Source organism: Chlorogloea sp. CCALA 695 (genome assembly GCF_003003885.1).
Taxonomy (GTDB): domain Bacteria; phylum Cyanobacteriota; class Cyanobacteriia; order Cyanobacteriales; family Chroococcidiopsidaceae; genus Aliterella.
On the sequence record NZ_PVWN01000010.1, the window covers coordinates 69,312 to 85,456 of the forward strand.

At 40.3% G+C, this 16,145-nt stretch carries 15 protein-coding genes; 9 read left to right on the plus strand and 6 right to left on the minus strand.

Going from position 1 to position 16,145, the window contains the following annotated elements; translation table 11 throughout:
* Nucleotides 1-20: 20 nt before the first annotated feature.
* Nucleotides 21-1,631: an iron uptake porin gene (locus C7B70_RS07850; RefSeq protein WP_106368508.1), complete on the minus strand. Its 1,611-nt coding sequence runs from the start codon at nt 1,629-1,631 to the stop codon at nt 21-23.
* A 263-nt stretch (nt 1,632-1,894) separates the two neighbouring features.
* On the minus strand, nt 1,895-2,470 hold the full coding sequence (locus C7B70_RS07855) for a hypothetical protein (RefSeq protein WP_106368509.1): 576 nt from the start codon (nt 2,468-2,470) through the stop codon (nt 1,895-1,897).
* A gap of 263 nt (nt 2,471-2,733) precedes the next feature.
* Between C7B70_RS07855 and C7B70_RS07860 the strand changes: the two genes are divergently transcribed.
* Nucleotides 2,734-3,018: a metal ABC transporter solute-binding protein, Zn/Mn family gene (locus C7B70_RS07860; protein WP_233220852.1), complete on the plus strand. Its 285-nt coding sequence runs from the start codon at nt 2,734-2,736 to the stop codon at nt 3,016-3,018.
* A gap of 257 nt (nt 3,019-3,275) precedes the next feature.
* Here the strand turns inward: C7B70_RS07860 and folB are convergent, their stop codons facing one another.
* Nucleotides 3,276-3,632, minus strand: a complete 357-nt coding sequence (folB, locus tag C7B70_RS07865; protein ID WP_106368510.1) for a dihydroneopterin aldolase — start codon at nt 3,630-3,632, stop codon at nt 3,276-3,278.
* Nucleotides 3,633-3,696: 64 nt separating this feature from the next.
* On the opposite strand from folB, the gene menD reads away from it, so the two are divergent.
* A complete protein-coding gene (gene menD, locus C7B70_RS07870) occupies nt 3,697-5,424 on the plus strand; it encodes a 2-succinyl-5-enolpyruvyl-6-hydroxy-3-cyclohexene-1-carboxylic-acid synthase (protein ID WP_106368511.1) in 1,728 nt (575 codons plus the stop codon).
* On the opposite strand, the gene C7B70_RS07875 is transcribed toward menD, so the two are convergent.
* Both C7B70_RS07875 and petJ read right to left on the minus strand, forming a co-directional pair.
* Nucleotides 5,421-6,149 carry a class I SAM-dependent methyltransferase gene (locus C7B70_RS07875; RefSeq protein ID WP_106368512.1) on the minus strand — a complete coding sequence of 243 codons (729 nt, stop codon included), beginning with the start codon at nt 6,147-6,149 and terminating at the stop codon, nt 5,421-5,423. The genes menD and C7B70_RS07875 overlap by 4 nt on opposite strands.
* A gap of 1 nt (nt 6,150) precedes the next feature.
* Nucleotides 6,151-6,483 (minus strand): cytochrome c6 PetJ, encoded by a 333-nt coding sequence (gene petJ, locus C7B70_RS07880; RefSeq protein ID WP_106368513.1) that lies wholly within the window; start codon nt 6,481-6,483, stop codon nt 6,151-6,153.
* 192 nt (nt 6,484-6,675) lie between these two features.
* Between petJ and C7B70_RS07885 the strand changes: the two genes are divergently transcribed.
* From C7B70_RS07885 to C7B70_RS07915, 7 genes are all read left to right on the plus strand, one after another.
* The gene (locus C7B70_RS07885; protein ID WP_106368514.1) at nt 6,676-7,866 is read left to right on the plus strand and encodes a serine/threonine-protein kinase; all 1,191 of its coding nucleotides are present in this window, start codon (nt 6,676-6,678) and stop codon (nt 7,864-7,866) included.
* 9 nt (nt 7,867-7,875) lie between these two features.
* Nucleotides 7,876-8,592 carry a dethiobiotin synthase gene (gene bioD, locus C7B70_RS07890; protein WP_106368515.1) on the plus strand — a complete coding sequence of 239 codons (717 nt, stop codon included), beginning with the start codon at nt 7,876-7,878 and terminating at the stop codon, nt 8,590-8,592.
* A gap of 35 nt (nt 8,593-8,627) precedes the next feature.
* Complete coding sequence (locus tag C7B70_RS07895) at nt 8,628-9,842, plus strand: M20 family metallopeptidase (RefSeq protein WP_106368516.1); 1,215 nt, start codon at nt 8,628-8,630, stop codon at nt 9,840-9,842.
* 337 nt (nt 9,843-10,179) lie between these two features.
* Entirely contained in the window at nt 10,180-10,998 is an 819-nt protein-coding gene (locus C7B70_RS07900) for a Nif3-like dinuclear metal center hexameric protein (protein ID WP_106368517.1), read from the plus strand.
* A 229-nt stretch (nt 10,999-11,227) separates the two neighbouring features.
* The gene (locus C7B70_RS07905) at nt 11,228-12,385 is read left to right on the plus strand and encodes a glycosyltransferase (RefSeq protein ID WP_106368518.1); all 1,158 of its coding nucleotides are present in this window, start codon (nt 11,228-11,230) and stop codon (nt 12,383-12,385) included.
* A gap of 6 nt (nt 12,386-12,391) precedes the next feature.
* Entirely contained in the window at nt 12,392-13,537 is a 1,146-nt protein-coding gene (locus C7B70_RS07910; RefSeq protein ID WP_106368519.1) for a hypothetical protein, read from the plus strand.
* A 448-nt stretch (nt 13,538-13,985) separates the two neighbouring features.
* The gene (locus tag C7B70_RS07915) at nt 13,986-14,297 is read left to right on the plus strand and encodes a DUF6679 family protein (RefSeq protein WP_106368520.1); all 312 of its coding nucleotides are present in this window, start codon (nt 13,986-13,988) and stop codon (nt 14,295-14,297) included.
* A gap of 71 nt (nt 14,298-14,368) precedes the next feature.
* Here the strand turns inward: C7B70_RS07915 and C7B70_RS07920 are convergent, their stop codons facing one another.
* A complete protein-coding gene (locus C7B70_RS07920; protein WP_106368521.1) occupies nt 14,369-16,012 on the minus strand; it encodes an MBL fold metallo-hydrolase in 1,644 nt (547 codons plus the stop codon).
* Nucleotides 16,013-16,145 lie beyond the last annotated feature (133 nt).

A 16,145-nucleotide genomic window follows, 5' to 3' on the forward strand; every position in this document is an offset into this window, starting at 1 on the left:
CTTCCCCTGATTATTTGCAATTAGAAAGTGAAAGTAGTTCGGAGCGCTCCAATTACGATATCGTTGTTATCTTGGTTAAATCCAGGGGCGGTAATCCAAATAACCCCTGGTGTAATTGAAATATTTTCTGTCACTTGAAATTGATAAAATCCTTCAATATGAAAGGAATTATCTTCATCTGCTCCTAATTCTGCATCAATGTCTGGGTTTGTGGAACTAATGCTAGAATCAGTAACTTTTGGTTCCATTCCTACCACAAAACCTAGCAAGTTGCCTTCTTTACCCAAATCTGGGAAGGCTAAAGTTACAGCATAATTCCAGATATTGATATCACCGCGATCAAATAATCCTCCTGCTGTAGAAAGTAACTGAGTATTGGTATAACCAACCCAACCACCCAAAACAAAGCGATCGCTCAATTGCCATGATAATTCCAAACCATAGGAATTACTGCTAGTTGGTACATCGACCGACTCTAAACCCAAGTCTTCAAAAAATGTATCATCAAACCGAGCAAAGCTATTTCGACCGCTACCAGTACCAGTATCATCAGCGTTGTAGGAATTGATGTAAGTTAAACCAATATTCAATCTTTCGCTGGGCTTAATTACTACTTGCGCTAAAGTGCTGTAAGGGCCTTGAAACAAACCTTCGCCTTCATTTGGGCTATTAGCGTCTCCTGCCAAGTATCCTAAACTAAGTTCTAATCTTTCCCCTAGCTCTTTTCTAATCCCTAAACCCGCACCATCTCCCAAATAATAAATAGGATTGCGCGTACCAAAGCTAGACAACGCCCCCGATCCGCCATCTCCATCCAAAAAATTAACGGTACTTGCAAAGTCATCAAAGGCTGTACCTACTGCACCGAAAACAACTTCTGTACTCTCACCAATAGGCAAGCTATACAACAGCACTTCTAAGCCAATCTGATTACTCTCATCTTGAGTAAAGCCTAACTCTCCCTCGGCTGTACCTGTCACACTCGAAAACCCCGCAAAGTTTCCGGTAGCAAGCCGTGTTAGCAGTGTATCTCTCCCTGTAAAACTTGTGGCAAATTCTAACCGCATTCTGTCTACAAGTACGGCGGATGTATCAAGATCATTACCATCAATATCATCTCCTGTAACAATCCCAGCTACCCCAGCTACTACTTCCCCACTTAACTTCGTTGTAGTCGAAAATTGATTTGCTTCTAATTCGGCTACTTGCACTTCCACTGAATCAACTCGTCCGCGCAGAGTGGCTAATTCGGTGGCGAATTCTTCTTGCAATTTTTGTAATGTGGCTAAGTCTTCTCTTTTTGCTAAATCGCTCGTAGCAGTACCTATTAACTCGTTTACCTTATCCAAACAAGCGTTTAACCCGGCAGCAAATTCATATCTAGTTAAAGCTCGATTCCCTCGGTAAGTGCCGTCAGGATACCCTGCAATACATCCATAACGCTCTACTAACGATTGCAATGCTTGAAATGCCCAATCTGTAGGTTGAACGTCCGATAATTGCGAAACTGACGTAACTTGCGCCATTGTGTCGTTTGCGGCTGGTTCTTGAGCGATCGCACGACTCGACACCAGCATTATTACGCAAACAACTGGACTCACTAACAAAAATTTCAATAGACTTTTGTGCATTTTTTTTACTCCTCACTACCTAACTTCTTTAAAACTACTTTCACGCCTCAACCGCCAGACGAACAATTCGAGAATTTGAACCAATCAATCCGATCCCCATTGGACAAGTCCAAAAAACAGATAGAATTCACGTCTCAAATTTTTGAAGTAGTTGCTCAATCATATTTACATTAGGTTGCTCGTTTGTTCTTGAACGATTCTTACAACCTGGTTTTTTAACGCCTAAGTCAGGCAGTCACCCCCTGACTTAGGACATCTATCTACTAATCGCAGCCAGATACACCCGCAGCACAGTAGACACTCCACCAAGGATCTACCTTTGTCTTGTCTTCTGGAGCATTACTCATCCTTAATAGCTCATTGAAGCTAGATTTAGCATTTGCATATCTCATGTGCATATGAACTGGCTCGCCGTGAGGCGCTCGCATAATCACATAATAAAAGTTATTGCAAGCCGCGTCTCCTGATGCCAATTCAAATAAATCCCAAATAGATGTTTTAGATTGCTGTGGGTAATAAAACGGGTCGCCTGCTGCACCTTTATAGACGTAACGGCATTGTTCAGCTATGGGCGTAAATCCTTCTAAATCTTTATAAAAAGAAAAGAATTCCATTTTCTGGAAAACAATTCGCTTCGGGTTACGCGGATCGATAGCAGAAATTTCCTTGGTATCAACAGTAAAAGCACCATCTACACCAAGGTACGGAACTTTAAAAGCATTAGGCGAATAAACTGTACCTTCGTCTCTAACTCGATTGAATTGACCTAATGCTGTTGATGACCCAGCAAATATATAGCCAATTGCTGATATTAGACAGAGGGCAAAAACTCGTTTCATATTCTTAAATACTCCTCAAACAATAATTACAATTTGGAAAGAGCGATTCTCGCTCCTCGCAGCCAAATCTTAGGCAGATTGTGCTGTATTTTTGTTTTAGAATGCAATGCCCCAAGAGGGCATTTGACAAGTGCTGGCATTTACGAGCAAAAGCTGGCTTGCGTATGAGACTGATTATCATTATACCAAATGTAATGATAATCAATCTCATTTAATTACTGCTCAAAATGCGAAGTTAAAATTTACTGATAACAGGATTAATATTGTCAGCTTTAGCAGGCTGCAACCAGTCTTATTCCCAAGGAATGCAACCATCTCCAGCACCCAAGCTTAGAGTAGTGACAACCTTTTTGCCGATGTCCTGGTTTACAAAAGCCGTAGTTGGAGAGGAAGTAGAGATTTTAATTCCACCAGGTACAAAACACGATTACCAAGCAATGCCAGCAAATGTAAGTGCGATCGCAACGGCTAATGTATTAGTCAAAAATGGTATTGACTTTGAACAGTTTTTAGACGGAACTACAAAATCTGCTCAAAATTTTCATTAGTTATATGCCGCAAAATTTTATTTTTGATCGCATTTTTCCTATTTGCATCCGGGAATTGGTAAGAATGGGTTAGGTAAAAAATAAAAGCATAGTAATTTTTTCTCGCTACTATCATCAGTAAATACAAACAGCTATTACCCAAGCTTTGCGGCGAGTAAATACAGAACATTTACAACACATCAAGAAAACTTATTAGCTACTTACAACCCCACTACACCCAAATCTTTGCAGCACTAGACTTTTAACTTCGATTACAACTAATTGTTTCTAGTTACATCAATAGTGATTTTACCGCTAAAGTCAGGAATCGGAGCCGCAGGTTTGCTTAACTGAACTCTAACTTGCGCGATACCACCCACATCTAAAATAGATTGTGCTATTTCTGTGGCTAACTTTTCCACCAAAGCAAACTTAGAAGTTTTAATTAGCTGCTGAACATTGCTAATAATACTGCGATAATCGATGGTATCTGTAATGCGATCGCTTTTACCCGCTACAGACAAATCTAACCACAGCGTCACATCAACCTCAAACCATTGTCCTAAAACTTGTTCTTCCGCTAAGTAGCCAGTGTAGCCATAGCTGCGAATCCCCGTCAATTGAATCGAGTCCATAGTATTCCCCAAACCAATAGTTAAAATAGTATGAGCTTACTTTAATGATGGGGTTTATCCCCGATTGATGATTGATTATAGAAACACCAACTTACTTTTTGCTTCTGTACTAACAGAAACGTTAAAGCGTCTAGGATTAACTACCGCCGTCATCTGTCCAGGATCGCGTTCTACGCCCCTTGCGATCGCCTTTGCCAGCCAAATAGGTATAGAAGCCTTACCAGTCCTTGACGAGCGTTCGGCTGCCTTCTTTGCCCTGGGAATAGCCCGTAGATGCAAACTTCCGGTGGCGCTGGTATGTACTTCGGGTACGGCGGGAGCAAATTTTTACCCTGCAATCATTGAAGCTAAAGAAAGTAGAGTACCATTACTTGTTTTAACTTGCGATCGCCCGCCAGAACTTAGAGACTGTCATTCGGGACAAACTATCGATCAATTAAAATTGTACGGTACTTACCCAAATTGGCAAACAGAACTTGCTTTACCATCGGTGGACATGGGAATGTTGGCATATTTGCGCCAAACAATTATTCATGCTTGGGAAAGGGCGCTTTATCCTGTAGCTGGCGTGGTGCATATAAATGTCCCTTTTCGAGATCCTTTAGCGCCGCTTCCTGACGGGATTGCAGATAACTTGTTGGAGGAGGAATTTTTTAGTAGCATTTTTCAGCAATCATTTAAACATATGTACAACGTGCCTAATTTTCCGGTGCAATGGCAGAAATCTCAGCGCGGTATTATTATTGCTGGGGTTGCACAACCAGAAAATGCGCGAGAGTATGTAAATGCGATCGCTCATTTATCTAAACTCCTTCAGTTTCCCGTATTAGCCGAAGGTTTATCCCCAGTTAGAAATTACGCAGACTTAAATCCTTATCTTATTTCTACCTACGATTTACTGCTAAGAAACTCTGAGTTATCTAAGCAGCTTCAGCCAGAAGTTGTAATTCAAATAGGCGAACTACCTACGAGTAAAGAGTTACGAAACTGGCTAACTTCTTCTCAAACTGAAAGATGGATTATTGACTCTAGTAATCATAATTTAGATCCACTTCATGGGAAAACAACTCATTGGCAAACTTCTATAGAGCAATTAACAGAAACTTATAACTTTTCCCCCAAAGCTTACAACTCTTATTTACAATTATGGTGCGAATGTGAAGCTAAAGCTAGAGCGAATGTAGATAGTACAATGGTAGAAATAGAGCAAATATTTGAATGTAAAACTGCTTGGCTATTGTCAAAAGCCCTACCTGCAAAAACACCGTTATTTATTTCTAATAGTATGCCTGTAAGAGATGTAGAGTTTTTCTGGCAACCTAACAATTCAAACATTCAAACCTTTTTTAATCGCGGTGCAAATGGGATTGATGGTACTTTGTCAACAGCTTTAGGTATAGCGCATCGTCAGCAAAGTAGTGTGATGTTAACAGGAGATTTAGCTTTGTTGCATGATACTAATGGATTTTTATTGAATAACAAATTTAGTGGACATCTAACAATTATTTTAGTTAATAATAATGGTGGCGGTATTTTTGAAATGTTACCTATTTCTAGATTTGAACCACCTTTTGAAGACTTTTTTGCTACTCCTCAAAATATTGATTTTGCTAAACTATGTGCAACTTACAATGTAGAACATGAATTGATTAATTCTTGGGAACAATTGCAGCAAAGATTAAAAAAGCTTCCAAGTTCAGGAGTTAGAGTTTTAGAGTTACAAACTAATCGTAAATTAGATGCAAAATGGAGACAGGAAAATTTAGGTAAATTTGCAGCAGATATAGTTTAAACTTTAACAAAAATTAGCAAATGCTGAGATGGTAAAAAGCTTTTAGTTTCTACCCATTTTAAACCTACGGTTGACATCTCTTTGATTGCTTGGTTTTGAGTCATTTTGTGTAGCTTTTTAATCGCAATAAACGGATTTTCTCGCCGATATTCAACTAATACTACTTTGCCTTTTGGTTTTAGGGCTTTAACAACTTCTTGCATTACTTCACGGGGTTGCGATAACTCGTGATAAGCATCAACCATAATTGCTAGATCAATGCTATTTTCCGGCAAGTTAGGATTAGTAAGACTTCCTAAAATAGGCTCTATATTAGTAATTTTATTTTCATTTTTTAAAAACTCAATAATGTCTAACATCTCTGGCTGAATATCTACAGCGAAGACCTTGCCTAAAGATAACTTTTGTGCTAACTTAAAGCTAAAATAGCCTGTACCTGCGCCTATATCCGCTACAACATCTGTAGGTTCAAGATTCAAAGCATCTATTAGCTGCTGCGGCTGTTCTTCAACTTCCCGCGATGGACGTTCTAACCACAGTGCCTCAGTATGCCCCATAACCTTAGCTATCTCTCTACCTTGGTAAAACTTGCCGATACCATCAGGGCTGTGGATAGTTTTGGATTGATAAATATTATCAGTGGTTGCGGCTACTGTTGCACATCCACTTAACAGCAGACAGCAGCAAAGAATGCAGAGTTTTAGGGTGAGAAAATGCTTAAACATATTACTTCCAGCCTTTCTCGGCTTGCTCTAATACATAGGCTGAGACATCAACAATTTGCTGTTGTGTGAGACGACCTTTGTAAGCTGGCATAGCATATTGACCATTTTTGATTAATTGAGCGATCGCATCAGTGGAATCCATCCCAAATTTTTTTAATGCTTTTGACTTTAAACTCTTATTACGCCTAACAATATTACCACCGTTGATATGGCAACCCGCACAGTTATTAGTAAAAAGTGTTGCTGTCTCCCTTGTTGATGTCGCCAAAGCTGGAGGAGTGACAAGGATTATAAGTGCGATCGCACTTGCTAAAATAAATATCAACTTTCTCATTAATTTACCCAATCTTCTTTAATACTTATTTTAGTAGCAACCTCAACATCCATCCTTTAGCTACCTTAAGGTTTTCATTATTAGCTAAGGAAATTGCGACTCGCCTAAGACTATTATTCGGTAGGCTTATAAAATAAAAAGTAAATATGCTAGTGCGATTTCTAAACTTTAAAACCACTTAATTTCGTCGTAATGCAACCACCCATTCCCCTGCAAACAGTTCTTCAAAATCGCTATCGTTTAATTAAAATTTTAGGTCAAGGGGGGTTTGGGCGTACCTATTTGGCAGAAGATATAGGACGATTTAACGAGTTAGTCGCCCTCAAAGAGTTAATTCCTTTTCAAAGTACGCCAGAGTCTTTAGCAAAGGCAAAACAGTTGTTTCAAAAAGAAGCAACGGTTTTATACAAAATTCATCATCCCCAAATTCCGCAGTTTAGAGCTACTTTTGAGCAAGATGGGCGGCTGTTTTTAGTCCAAGACTATATAGCAGGCAAAACTTACTGGAAATTACTCCAAGAAAGGCAAGGGATAGCTAAAACTTTGACCGAAGTAGAGATAATCCAACTATTGCAGCAAATATTACCTGTACTTGCTCATTTACACGTTAGGGGCATTATTCACCGCGATATATCCCCTGATAACATTATTGAGCGTGAGGTCGATTCTAAGCCCATATTGATTGATTTTGGTGTAGTCAACGAAATAGCTACTCAAATTCAAGCAATTAATCCAGCTTCAGTTACAACAGTAGGGAAGCTAGGCTACGCGCCGATTGAACAAATGCAAACCGGGAGGGCTTACGCTAGTAGCGATCTGTATTCCTTGGCAGTCAGCGCTATAGTTTTACTTACAGGCAAGCAGCCTCCAGAATTATTTGATGACGAACAATTTACTTGGAATTGGCAAAAGTGGACAAAGGTAAGTCCAGAATTTGCACTTCTACTTGATCGGATGCTTAGTTACAGACCAAGCGATCGCTATCAGTCAGTTGCAGAAGTCGCCAAAGTCCTGCAATCAGTTGTAGAACCCCCGTCCCAAAAAGAGAAATTACCCGCCTCAGCAAGTCCGCCACCAGTCGCTACGTTGCCGCAAAAAGAGGCAACTTCGCCCCTCCCAACTATTGCCCCCTCCCAAATAAATACAATGGCGATCGGTCGCCGTCCTGACGAAATTAAACCAATTCCTACCAAAAAATTACACCCAATTACCAAGCTATCGATTTGGGAACGTTGGTGGGCGATCGCTTTAATCTTTGTAACAGTAGCTTTAATTGCTGGCGGTACTTCTTTGTTATTTGTAAGTTGGTTATTAAGTCAAAATGACAAAGGAGCGCCGCAAACTTTCCCGTCGCCGCTAATTTCTGAACCCTCTACTAATTAACAGGATATTTTGAACGCACTACTAATTACAGGTACAGATACAGAAACAGGTAAAACTGTTTTAACCACAGCACTAGCAGCTTATTGGCAAAGGTTTGTTTCTCCTAGTTTGGGGATTATGAAGCCTATTCAAGCCGGAATTGGCGATCGCGAACTATATTCGCAATTATTTACTCTCAACCAATCTATCGACGAAATAAATCCTTTATACTTTGACGCACCTTTAGCCCCGCCTATTGCCGCCGCCAAGGAAGGACGCACGATAGACTTAGGTTTAGTATGGCAAAAGTTCCAACAATTAATATCGGCGCGAGATTTGGTGTTAGTAGAAGCCTTGGGAGGGTTAGGATCTCCGATAACTAACGAATTTACCGTCGCTGACTTAGCCGCCGAATGGCGATTGCCAACGGTTTTAGTAGTTCCGGTAAAATTAGGCGCAATTTCTCAAGCTGTAGCTAATGTAGCTTTAGCTAGGCTAACGGGCGTTGCTCTTAAAGGCATAATTTTAAACTGCGTGCAACCAGTTACAAAAGCGCAAATTAACGATTTGACACCCGTAGACTTAATTCAATCTCTAACTAATATTCCTGTATTAGGCTGTTTGCCTTACTTAGAAAGCCCCACAGACTTAGACAAACTAGCTCAAGTAGCGGCAAATTTAGACCTAGAAAGATTAATGCCTCTTACATTACCTTTTGTCAATCGTAAACCGATCGCCTTGCTCTAATTTGGTAAAATTTAGTTAAATCTCTAATCTAAAACATGGTTGCCACTTCAATAAATCCGCTTAATATCGATTTATCGAGCATTCGGGCAGAAATTAGAGCATTACAACCGCAAATTGTGCAATGGCGGCGAAAACTTCATCAATACCCAGAATTAGGCTTTAAAGAACAATTAACAGCGCAATTTATCTCCCAAAAGCTGCAAGAATGGGGTATTGAACATCAAACAGAAATTGCCCATACGGGAATAGTTGCAATTATCCGCAGCCACAAAGTCGGGAAAGTATTGGCAATTCGGGCGGATATGGATGCTTTGCCAATTCAAGAACAAAATGAAGTAGATTATTGCTCAAAGCACGACGGCGTAATGCACGCTTGCGGTCATGACGGACACACAGCGATCGCACTCGCTACAGCTTGCTACTTAGCCCAGCACCGCGATGAGTTTACAGGTACAGTCAAAATCATCTTCCAACCTGCCGAGGAGTCTCCAGGGGGCGCTAAACCAATGATTGCCGCCGGGGTGTTATCGAATCCCGATGTAGATGCAATTATTGGGCTGCATTTGTGGAATAATCTTCCCCTGGGTACGGTGGGAGTGCGCGAAGGTGCATTAATGGCGGCGGTGGAGTGTTTTCGCGCGCGGATTTTGGGCAAAGGCGGACACGGTGCAATGCCTCATCAAACTGTAGATTCTATTGTGGTTGCAGCGCAAATTGTCAGCGCTTTACAAACCGTTGTGGCGCGAAATATCGACCCCATAGAATCTGCTGTAGTAACGGTGGGCGAATTTCATGCAGGTACAGCATTGAATATTATTGCCGATACCGCCCAGCTAAACGGTACTGTACGTTATTTCCATCCCAAATTTGCCGGGTTTATCCAGCAAAGAATCGAACAAATTATTGCCGGAATATGCAGTAGTTACGGCGCAAAGTATGACTTAGAATACTGGCAACTTTACCCGCCAGTAATTAATAATAAAGACATTGCTCAATTAGTAAGGGAGCAAGCTATGAACGTTGTAGAAACTCCCGTGGGAATTGTGCCAGAATGCCAAACAATGGGCGGCGAAGATATGTCATTTTTCTTGCAAGAAGTACCCGGTTGTTATTTCTTTTTGGGTTCTGCCAATATTACTAAAAACCTAGCTTATCCTCATCACCATCCTCGCTTTGATTTTGATGAAATGGCGCTGATGATAGGAGTTGAAATATTTGTCCGCTGCGTTGAAAAATTTTCCCCTCAATAGCTGTCAAACTAGGGCGACAAATTACAAATACTAGCAATGCTGTCTGTGCTAGTAAAAAGCTGATTAGTAAAGGCGACTCCCTTTCCCCAAAGTCAAAGAACTGGTACTAAGCTGGAATTGTTTAGCTTGTGGATGGGCTGATAATTTATTTGATTGTATAGATAGCAAAAACTAACTTGTCACTTCCCTAAGCCTTTAAACAGAGGGGGTTGCTGGAGAGATTAAACTAACGCTAGAAATTAAGTTGAAGAAAATTTTGCTACCTTCTGGAATAGGATTGATAGTAGTGTAGCTTGAACTACTGGGTTACTCAAAACTTGATTCGTGAATTGCGAGTATGATAATTGCGGACTTAATTGATTGGTTTGAAGGTTGGGCAAATCCGACTTGGCAGGAAAAGTGGGACAATTGCGGCTGGCAAATTGAGCCTGGGGTACTAAACCAGTCTGCACGAGTATTAGTGTGCTTAACGCCTACTTTAGCAGTAATGGAAGAAGCGATCGCGCTGCAAAAAGCAGGTACAGAAGTTAATCTAATTTTTGCTCACCATCCGCTAATTTTTAATCCGCTCAAATCTTTACGCACGGGAGAGGCAATTACTGAAATAACTCGCCTAGCTTTTAGCCATCAAATCGGTATATACACCGCTCACACCAACTTTGACCAAGTGCAAGAAGGAACCGCCGATATACTAGCAACTTTGTTGAAATTAAAACAAGTCACCCCAATCGTACCAACTGGAGCTAATTTAGGTTACGGACGAGTGGGAGAACTAACCCCAACGTTAACTTTAGCGGAGTTACTCGCTCAAATTCAAACTCTTTTAAATCCGCCAAGTTTAATAATTTCTCCTACCGCCGATTTGGAGCAAACTATAGACAAAGTAGCCGTTTTAGGGGGAAGCGGTGCTAGTTACATTTCTGACGTAGTCAAAACGGGGGCGCAAGCTTACTTAACCTCTGATTGCAAATTTCATCAATTTCAAGAAAGTCGCGATCGCGGTTTAATATTGATTGATGCTGGACATTATGCCACCGAACGCCCTGCTTGCAAATTCTTAGTTACAAAACTTACAGCTTTAGGTTTGGAGTGGGTAAATTTAAGCAAAAAGGATGAGGACTTTCGCTACTTTTTTCAACAATGTAAGTCTACTTAAATTCTTATTTAGACTATAAGATTACTGGAGGTATTTTCTTAATTTAAAAATAGTAGATGTAAATATATCTATTTGGTGTTTGACTAGATTTAATGGAGGCTTATTTATATTTCGGCAATCAATAAACTTAACTAAGTTACTAATTAATATTTATTAGCTAATTATTGCTTCACTCCATAATCTAGTTTTGTCTAAATACAAATATCTCCAACTTAGAAAATAAACTATTATGAGCCACGATTTAAGTAGGTCAACGCCTGCAACTCCAAGAGTTTTAATTTTATCCATGCGTAACTTTGTGTCTCATGTTGGTCGCAGCTTCTTGTTTGAACTTGAGTACTCTGTGTGTGATTTTGAGCAAGTTGATGTACTTGCACCTAATTTCTCGCCAACTATTTTCAATAAAATTACCAGAAAAATTTCGCAGTCTACTTTTGAGGCTACAGGAAAAACCCTTCCTATCGGTTCAACCTACAATCAATTCTCTCTAAATCAAGAATATGATTTATTTTTATTTATTTGTCAATACCCTATAGAACTATATTATTTAAACTCCATTAAAGACTGGCGGAAAAAATGCCGCAAAGCCGTTTGTTGGTTAGACGAATTATGGGCTAGAGAGGTACATCTATTTAAGCCGCAATTAACAGCATTAAAAGACTTCGACCATGTGTTTATGGACTTGAATTCTAGTGTTAAAAAAGTTGCCGAGACAATTGGGCGTCCCTGCTCTTATCTACCACCAGGAATTGATGCGCTCAAATTTTGTCCCTATCCTTCACAGCCACAGAGAAGTATTGATGTATGTAGTATAGGTCGCCGTCCAGCTTCAATTCACGAATCTTTGCTGAAGAAGGCAGACAAAAATAATTTCTTTTATATGTATGACACAATGAGAAAATCATTTATGCGTAACTATAACGACCATCGAAGTTTATATAGAAATATAGTTAAAAGAAGCCGCTATTTCATTGCTTACAAACCCAAGTTCAACTTAACAACTCACACCGGGGGTCAAGAGGAGCTAAATGTTCGTTTTTTTGAAGGCGCAGCCGGGGGAGCAGTAATCCTAGGAATACCCCCAAATTGTGATGCTTTTCCGCAAAACTTTGACTGGGTAGATGCCGTAATTTCTTTACCTGAAGATACAACCAATATAGAAGAAATAATCGCTCATCTTGATACTCAACCGGAGCGATTAAATAAAATTCGTACTGATAATGTAGTTAACTCTTTACTTCGCCATGATTGGGTATATCGCTGGGAAAAAATCCTAGAGGCGGTAGATATCCCGGTTTCTCCAGGAATGATACAAAGAAAAACTAAGTTGAAAGAACTAGCTAAAATTGTTACAGAAAACAGTAATTTTACTAACTCAATACAGTAAAGTTTTATGCAAACAGCACCTTTTCCTCTTGGCTCAAATTCCCAACCGCGCATTTTAGTTTTATCGATGCGTGACCTTGAGTTTCACATATCACGCTCCTATATAAGTGAGTTTGAAAATTGTATTTGTAGTTTTGATGATGTAGATTTATTTAAGCTACCTTATGTTAATAAAAACTTTACTGAGAAGGTAGTAAACAACGTAGCTAGAAAAATTTTTCAAATAAGTAGCAGCAATCAAATATTTAATCTTTTCAATGAACGCTATAGTTTAAAAAAACAATATGATTTATTCCTTTTTATCTGTCAAGAACCTATAGATTTATTATATTTAAGCGCTCTTAAAGACTGGCGTAGTCGATGTAGTAAAGCTGTTTGCTTGCTAGAAGAAGTATGGCTGGAAAATTTTGCTAAAGAGCAAAAACAATTGTCGGTATTAAAAGAGTTTGATTATGTTTTTATGAACTTAAGTTCTAGTATCAAAGCTGTTGCTAATACAATACAAACACCTTGTATATATATGCCTTGTGGAGTTGACGCTGTAGAATTTTGTCCTTACCCTCTACAACCGCAACGGAGTATTGATGTTTGTAATTTTGGTCGTAGTCCACCAACCGTACACCAATCGCTATTGAATTTAGGAGAAAAAGAGAATTTTTTGTATATGTATGATACGATCAAGGATTTGTTTACAAAAAATCATCAAGAGCATCGCACTCTGTACCAAAATATAGTCAAAAGAAGTAAATACTTTATTGGTTATGGAGCAAAATTCAATCTCAAAGGTGAAGTTGGAGTTCAACAAGAGTTAGGTAGCCGCTTTTTTGAAGGAACATCAGGAGGTGCGGTAATTTTGGGAACACCACCACAGACTGAAACTTTTACCCAAAACTTTGATTGGTCTGATGCAGTAATTGAACTTCCCTCTGATGCAACTAATGCCGCAGAAGTCATCGCCGACCTAAACTTGCAGAGCGAGCGACTAAAAGAAGTACGCAAAAACAATGTAGTCAATTCTCTGCTCAGACATGACTGGGTATATCGCTGGGGTCAGATTTTAGATCGAGTAGGTCTGAATCATACGCCTAAAATGGCACAAAGGCGAGCTTATTTACAAAGTTTGGCTGATATGGCAATACAAAAAAGTAGTTAAGCCTTGGCTTTTTTGTGAAGTCTGCTAAAGAATAAGTTAATATTAATTGTGTTGGGTCAAACTTTGGTGGAGACGTACTCCAAGCTGAAGTCACTCAAACAGCCGCACCCGGCGGCAGGATGAAAGCTAGAGGGAAATTTTGGGCAAAGGATAAAAATCATCGCCATCTTTCAACTTAATCAAGCTCTGAGTTTTGTGAAAGTTAAAGCGCGCGAGTTCCAAAAAATTATCCGCATCCATCTCAGTGAACCCGTTTTAGATTCGGGAGCGACAAATAGCTAGGGACGCAAAATCTACATGAAATATTTATTAATCGCCAAGTCGCTAACTACATATTGGTCGCCACTGAAAATTAGAGCCGTAAATTCGCCACAAGTAGGGAAGAATTACAGGTTCAAGCTCCATCAAATTACAAATTTAACCACACTTAAAAAGGCAGAAGCAATACATGCTACACCGCAAGATTTATCAACTTTGTTGCGATGGGCGTGAAGTATCTATTTTCTTAAGAGATCAGCAACGCTGGATTGAATGCGCCCGGATTATTGATATAGAAGGGGATTTAGTAACTTTACGTTATGAAATCGACGATGAAGAGGAAGTTTGCTCCTGGGAGGAAATGGTGCGCTTAGAAAGTATTGGTGCTGTATCCCAAAAACTATCATCCGTGCTTAGAGGTAATTTCGATCCTCTTGTGTCTGATGATTGCCCAGAGGCAGAGCGAATTCCTAACCACCATAACGATTCAAATCCTGAGTAAGGTAAACTTATTTAGTTAAAAAGGTTCGGGAAAAAGTAATTTTCCTGAACTTTTTTGCTTTAACTAAAAAATTATTCTGCTTCGCTGTCGCTGGGATTGTCAGCATTAAGGCGCTCAAAAACTGGGCAATAGCCTTCGGGGGTGACTTTAAAGCCAAATAGAGGCGAAGCTTGGTTCCAACAACGTTGATTGCGGTGGAATTTACAAGTACCGCAACAGTTTAAGTTAGCCCAAGCCAGAGAATCGCGATCGCCAGTATTAAGTAATTCGCGGGAAGATAAACCCCGCAATACCAATTCTTCCCCTTGCCAACGAGCAGAAACAAGCCCTGTATCGGCAAAATTTCGCCAACGCGGGTCGGTTGTAACGGCATCAGGAAGGGTAATTGCGACTACACTACCTAATTCATTAAGCTCGCCTTCATAGCTTGTTTCTGGCGGTGCTGGGGGCTGCAAAAACATTTCGCCAATTCTTAGTTCTACCAAAGTACCCGCCGATGGGGTATGTAAGTGATAGCGATTTTGCAATTCTTCTAAGCTAGTTAAGTCCGCTAAGTAAGTAGGAGAGCCGTGAATAAAAATTACATCTTGGGGGCGTAAGTTGTGGATTAGTTGGGTAATCCCTGGCCCATCGCTATGTTGGGCAAGTAAGTAGGTTTCAATATTGGTAGTAGAGTGATTGATGCTCGCATAATCAGGTTTTTCGGGCAAAAAGATTAACCAACCAGTATCGGGCTGACAATATTGGCTCCAATCTTTGGTGTTATCGGTCAAAACTATACAAGGCTTTTCCTGATTCGGGCGTTGATTGGGCTGCAAACGCCGCATCCGGGGACGAACTCGTTCATCCCAAAACAAAGGTTGATGACGGGCAAAGTTTTGTACAGAAGCCGGGAGATAGGGCAGCAGTTGTAAATAGGCATCGCACCCAGTGGCTACACTGCCATCTACCCAGATATCTAAATCGCGCCCAGTAAAATTGTGGTGGCTGCGGAGCAACATTAAAATTTCTTGTCCTAAGCCTAGAGTAGGTGTAGGTAGTAAGACAGAATAGTTTGAGGCGATCGCGCGTTCAATGCGTTCTGCTAAAGTATTTTCTTGAGTACGGCGGTGAGGATGGCGCGAAGTGCCATAACTGCCTTCAATAATTAGCACATCTGGCTCTAAACCGCGTAATTCTTCTAAATGCAACCCATCCACTAAGCGGGAATTTGATAAGAAAAAATCCCCCGTATAAAGCAGCTTGTAAGAGCGCTGGGCGTTAGTGTAGGTAAGCAAAATTGCCGCCGCTCCGGGTAAGTGTCCGGCGGGGAACAATTGGACAACTAAGCCGTTATGGAACTCAATGGGCGATCGCCAAGGCAAAGCATGACAAAATTGTTGAGCCTCTACTTCTTGCCAATTTAGCGGTAATAACTGAGTTGTAACTTCGCTGGCGTAAATGGGTAAAGTCGGAAAAGCTTGATGCAGGTCTAATAACCCTCTAGCATGGTCTGAGTGAGCATGACTGCATAAAACTAAGTCTATGGGGTGTTCTAAATTTTGAAGCGGCGAAATATCTTCAATTCCGCAGTCTAACAAAATCCGGTATGGCCCCATTTTTACTAATAAACATACCCCTTCTCCCTGATGATGAACGCCGTAGGGCAAGCATTCTAGCTCAGAACCCGCTCCTCCAATATTAGAGCTAGGGGAGGATGTATTATTACTCCCCATTGCTAACAACTAATAAGTTTGCCGATATTACGCGTCTGAACTTCTTAAAATGCGCCCAACTTGAGGTTTTTTGCATTACCACACCCGCCCCAGAGAAAATAATAATTATTGCTCTAGCAGATCCTTTTCTTCT

Coding starts and splice junctions, on each gene's coding strand:
- C7B70_RS07850 (WP_106368508.1), bottom strand. CDS start 1,631: ATGCACAAAAGTCTATTGAAATTTTTGTTAGTGAGTCCAGTTGTTTGC.
- C7B70_RS07855 (WP_106368509.1), bottom strand. CDS start 2,470: ATGAAACGAGTTTTTGCCCTCTGTCTAATATCAGCAATTGGCTATATA.
- folB (WP_106368510.1), bottom strand. CDS start 3,632: ATGGACTCGATTCAATTGACGGGGATTCGCAGCTATGGCTACACTGGC.
- C7B70_RS07875 (WP_106368512.1), bottom strand. CDS start 6,149: ATGTTTAAGCATTTTCTCACCCTAAAACTCTGCATTCTTTGCTGCTGT.
- petJ (WP_106368513.1), bottom strand. CDS start 6,483: ATGAGAAAGTTGATATTTATTTTAGCAAGTGCGATCGCACTTATAATC.
- C7B70_RS07885 (WP_106368514.1), top strand. CDS start 6,676: ATGCAACCACCCATTCCCCTGCAAACAGTTCTTCAAAATCGCTATCGT.
- C7B70_RS07895 (WP_106368516.1), top strand. CDS start 8,628: ATGGTTGCCACTTCAATAAATCCGCTTAATATCGATTTATCGAGCATT.
- C7B70_RS07900 (WP_106368517.1), top strand. CDS start 10,180: ATGATAATTGCGGACTTAATTGATTGGTTTGAAGGTTGGGCAAATCCG.
- C7B70_RS07905 (WP_106368518.1), top strand. CDS start 11,228: ATGAGCCACGATTTAAGTAGGTCAACGCCTGCAACTCCAAGAGTTTTA.
- C7B70_RS07910 (WP_106368519.1), top strand. CDS start 12,392: ATGCAAACAGCACCTTTTCCTCTTGGCTCAAATTCCCAACCGCGCATT.
- C7B70_RS07915 (WP_106368520.1), top strand. CDS start 13,986: ATGCTACACCGCAAGATTTATCAACTTTGTTGCGATGGGCGTGAAGTA.
- C7B70_RS07920 (WP_106368521.1), bottom strand. CDS start 16,012: ATGGGGAGTAATAATACATCCTCCCCTAGCTCTAATATTGGAGGAGCG.